Below are 4399 nucleotides of genomic sequence, written 5' to 3'. Positions count from 1 at the left end.
TTGACTATCAGAAATTTATTTTCACTGAGTAGAAATTAATACAAATTTTCCTAAATTTTGACTATAGGATATTGTATAAATGTTAAATTCTGTAGCAATTTGCTTATTTATACTATAATCTTGGCTTAAAATATATACACCAGATGGGATATCCCTGGAGGTGTAATTATGTTAGTTATTTTAATGGAAAATCAGCTTGTTGATCCTCAACGAGTTTGTCAAGGTTGTTTATTAGCTAATCAAAGTGTTCAACCCCGTTGGAAAGGTGGTCAACTACGTTGTGGTCATCCAGTTCCTAAATTAGCAGATACTCAACCAGATCAGTATGAGTGTGAAATGGGTTTTCGTATTGCCAGTATAGAATAATTAGTTTTGATTTGATTAATTAAAATTTGGAGTTTTTTCAGAGTGACAAATATGATTCTCATCGCTCAGCACTTATCTACTAAATAACCAATAATTTTGGTCTAAAGCCTTGCCCTTTTAGGCTTACTTTTACTATTAAATAGAAAGTCCCAAAAAAAAGACCAAACCTTTGAGTTAGAATCCCCATTAGGGGAATATAAATAAAGATTTTAAGGCTAATTAGTGAGCTGATGTCTGCCAGTTGCTAATACTGGGAGAAACCAAGCTAGGAAAATTAACAAAGTACCACTATTCAATAAAAAAATTATTGATCGATAGTATGGTTGGGCATCATAAAATTGAGGCTAACCACCTAAACGACTTAGGAAAGCCCTGTCTCTGGCTAACTTTTGCTAGAGCAGAGGTAGTTAAGCACTCTGAAAGAATCCATAATCTCTATACTAGATACTAGAGTCTAGGAGAATCCATTGACTAGAGGGATTCTAATATGTTAATGCGCTATCCTGAATTTATATGTGTTTATATCTCACTAAATTCAGGAGTATTTTACAATGACTTGGCGCGGTTCCACAACAGTTCAAGACCGAATTTTTGCTTGTTTACCCTACCTATTACCTTTGCTGGATGGATTAGTGTATGGAAGATACTTATTTCAACAGTTTCCTCCTCTAAAACTAATTTTAATCCCTCTTGCACCTTTGTTACAGATTTACCGAGGTATACCTTTCCTTGGCTTAATAGTTTTCTTTGCTCTGTTTTTACTGGTAGTGAGAAATAATAATATATCTCATTTTATTCGTTTTAATACGATGCAGGCAATTTTGTTGGACATTGTTTTAATTTTGTGTGGTCTGATTCTATCAATACTAGGGGGGACTTTAGGAGGATTTATTCTGGAAACTCTTTCTAATATGATATTCCTGGGAATTTTAGCTTCATTTATTTACACAGTAGTTCAGTCAGCAATGGGGCGTTACGCAGAAATACCCACTATTTCTGATGCTGTTTATATGCAAGTCCGCTAAAGATTTTTGAGACTAGCACTAGGATGTTTAGCCAAAATTTTGTATGATAGAAGATCCTTGCTTCTTCTAATTCTAAGTTTTAGCAGAAGCCATGTAGTCCAAAAGGAGATTATTTCTATGAGACCATTCATTTACGAAACAATGTATATCCTGCGTCCCGATCTAACTGAAGAACAAGTAGAGCAGGCAATTACAAAATATAAGGATATGTTGCAGGAACAGGGAGCTTACGATCTAGAAATTCAACATCGTGGTAAACGTCGTTTAGCTTATGAGATAAACGATCATCGTGAAGGTACATATATTCAGATGAACTATCAAGGTCCCCCTACTCAAATAGCAGTGTTGGAAAAGGCAATGCGTTTAAGTGAAGAAGTTATTCGTTACTTAACCATTAAACAGGAAGTACCCAAAATTAGCAAAACAGATGCTCAAAATTCATCAGAACCAGTAGCAGCGTCAGTAGAATAGTAATATCTTACCGAAAAATTGGGGTAGGCGCCTCGCCCTTGTAGGGCAACTTTTTGATTTAAACCTCGCCCTTAAGGGCGGGCTCTTAAGTAGGAGAGATAGGCTATATTTTTGTCGCGGGCGGGCAGTCTGAGACATTAAACGGACGCGGAGGGAAGGGTCAGACTGCTGCATTCGGTAGCAGCACCCGATGAAACGTCAACCCACCGAAGAGCTAGGACTCAGTAAGAATCTCCGTGCCTAACCGCCGGAGAGGATGTCAAAGATTAAGTAATATCTTAAGGTTTAAGAGTTTTTGCTTAACTCAAAAATCAAGGGCAAACCTATCTTAATTTTGCTTATTTTGAAGTGCTGACTAGGCTTAGATGTGATGTTTTGAGTATGTATACTGATCGAATACTATCAAGCTTAATTCCAAAGACTTCCAGAATTTTAGATTTGTTTGCCCAGCTCAAAAATCAAAGTAAAATTGGGAATTAGGGGAAAGTTCTCCCTACTTCCCGTAATTTATAATTATCCTAATAAGTATATAGAGGGTATAGTATTTTTGACATATTCCCGACGTTGCCCTGAAGCGATAGAGTAGGATTATTCAGTCAGGGAAAACTAACCGCAGTTGTGACCGAGGTGATGTCCTCCCCCTGTGTTGATGCCGATAATAATCAAATACCTCCTACTTGTCAAGGGGAGCCAAATGTTTTATTTGTAGAGGTATCCGACTATTGACCCTTACCTTACCATCCCTCCGCTCCTTTTTAAGAGAGCGGGGGTTCCCGTCAGAGAAGTTAAAAAAGTTAAATTATATATATTAAAGAACTACTGAATAGCTAGGAGCAAAACTACAGTGAATCAGATGCAAAAGTTAAATTCCCAACAACTTCAAGTTGAAGTATCTCGTCTTAACGAAGAATTACAAATGCGAGACCAATTAATTCAACAATTGTCTCAAGAACTTTTTCGCTTGGTTAAAGGAAATACAAGTATTGTACCAACATCTGCTGTTCCTGAAGGTTACCAGTCTCAAATGCAAAGTTTAAAAGAACAGCTAAACGAAGTTGAACAACAAGTAACTTTTTATCAAGAACAAATTTCTGAACGAGATGCAGAAATATATAATTTGCGTCATTCTGTACAAGAATTAACAGACCGCTCCCAAATGTTAGAACAAGTAGTACAAGAATTACCAGAAGTGTATCGTCAAAAATTTTCCGAGCGACTTTCAGAAGTGCTCGACAAAGTTGAAATGTTGCAGAAGGAAAACCGTCAACTTCATGCAGAGCTACAAAGTGTTAGTTATCGTCTAGCAGTTAGAAATCGTCGAGCTAATGGTCTTGACTTACCTGCTTTTGGCTCTGGTCAATCTGGTTCTTCTGTGGAAATGCCCACATTTGGCAATGCTTGATTTTAGTAAATATGCTTTGAGATTAATACAAATTTCTCTATCAGCATAAGTATAAACTTCAGCTTTGAAAATAGTATTTTGATAATTTTGAGTTTTTAGGAAATACTTATTAATTACAACCCAGAAAATCAGCTCAATTGCTATTAAAATTAGCATCTGAGCCGATTATCTAAGAGACTTCCAAATAAAAAATTATCTCATTAGCTATAAAAATAAGGGATTAGGGAGTAGGGAGTAGGAAGTAGGGAGTAGGGAAGAAATTGAAAAAGTCAGGGAGTGGGGAGTAACAAGTTAACTATAGGAGTACAAAAATTGGGATAATTTATTTTCTGCTATTCCCTAATAAGTAATTAACTAAGCTGTTGCTAATTTTAAATCAGAGTCCGCAAAAATTTCATCAAGATTATTGAAAATTTGAAAAACTCTATCTAATTGAGTAATTTCAAAAGTCATTTTAACTGTGGGATTCAGGTTACACAGCGCTAAACGATAACCATGCTCACGAGCTATTTTTAAACCAATAACTAATGCACTCAAACCAGAACTATCTATAAACTCTACATTTGCCATATCAATAATCCAAAGATTGCATTGTTTTCTTAGAAGAGATATAAATTGCTCCTTCATAGCATTTGCTCCGACCAAGTCTAAGCGGTGGTGCGGAATTAAAATAATATGTTTTTTGATATCAACAGTTTTCATAGGTATCACCATTAATTAAAAAGAAGAAGTTTAGTTTTTTCAGTTGACTCTAAAAAAATGGGTGGCATGGAAAATTATTTCTATACCCTAATTATCAAACATCCAAAAATTTTGATTCTATTCCGGAAATTATACTAAATTTAGAGGAATAGATTTTCTAATATTTTGTGAAAATGAGAATTAAAACCATAAAATTTAAACTCGATAGAGTTTGCCATTCATTATATAAATGAATTTTTTTTATACTACACAATTAATGCTTATTGTCTAGTATAAAAACTTAAGGATGGAGTATTTATTTCTTATATAATGTTTCTCAGGCTAGTGAGAAACACTTGTAATCTTTTTTGTCTTTTACCTGTTACCTAATGACAGCTTGATAAATTTTTGCTATAAACTATAAATGAGTTAGATTTTTTAGCTAGAGTCACAA

At 34.8% G+C, this 4399-nt stretch carries 5 protein-coding genes; 4 read left to right on the top strand and 1 reads right to left on the bottom strand.

Annotated features, from left to right (window positions below):
* The first annotated feature begins 168 nt into the window (after nucleotides 1-168).
* The 4 genes from F6K22_RS33385 to F6K22_RS33370 all read left to right on the top strand — a co-directional run bounded on the left by F6K22_RS33385 (nucleotide 169) and on the right by F6K22_RS33370 (nucleotide 3264).
* Nucleotides 169-366, top strand: a complete 198-nt coding sequence (locus F6K22_RS33385) for a hypothetical protein (RefSeq protein WP_293108249.1) — start codon at nucleotides 169-171, stop codon at nucleotides 364-366.
* A gap of 551 nt (nucleotides 367-917) precedes the next feature.
* Complete coding sequence (locus F6K22_RS33380; protein ID WP_293108246.1) at nucleotides 918-1391, top strand: Tic20 family protein; 474 nt, start codon at nucleotides 918-920, stop codon at nucleotides 1389-1391.
* Nucleotides 1392-1508: 117 nt separating this feature from the next.
* On the top strand, nucleotides 1509-1862 hold the full coding sequence (rpsF, locus tag F6K22_RS33375; RefSeq protein WP_293108243.1) for a 30S ribosomal protein S6: 354 nt from the start codon (nucleotides 1509-1511) through the stop codon (nucleotides 1860-1862).
* 844 nt (nucleotides 1863-2706) lie between these two features.
* Nucleotides 2707-3264: an Npun_F5560 family protein gene (locus F6K22_RS33370; RefSeq protein WP_375340215.1), complete on the top strand. Its 558-nt coding sequence runs from the start codon at nucleotides 2707-2709 to the stop codon at nucleotides 3262-3264.
* Nucleotides 3265-3618: 354 nt separating this feature from the next.
* Here the strand turns inward: F6K22_RS33370 and F6K22_RS33365 are convergent, their stop codons facing one another.
* Nucleotides 3619-3966: an STAS domain-containing protein gene (locus tag F6K22_RS33365; RefSeq protein ID WP_293108241.1), complete on the bottom strand. Its 348-nt coding sequence runs from the start codon at nucleotides 3964-3966 to the stop codon at nucleotides 3619-3621.
* Nucleotides 3967-4399: the final 433 nt, after the last annotated feature.

The organism is Okeania sp. SIO2F4, from assembly GCF_010672385.1.
In the GTDB taxonomy this organism is placed as follows: domain Bacteria; phylum Cyanobacteriota; class Cyanobacteriia; order Cyanobacteriales; family Microcoleaceae; genus Trichodesmium.
The sequence above is the reverse complement of the archived record's forward strand: the minus strand, read 5'-3'. Positions and strand labels throughout refer to the sequence as shown.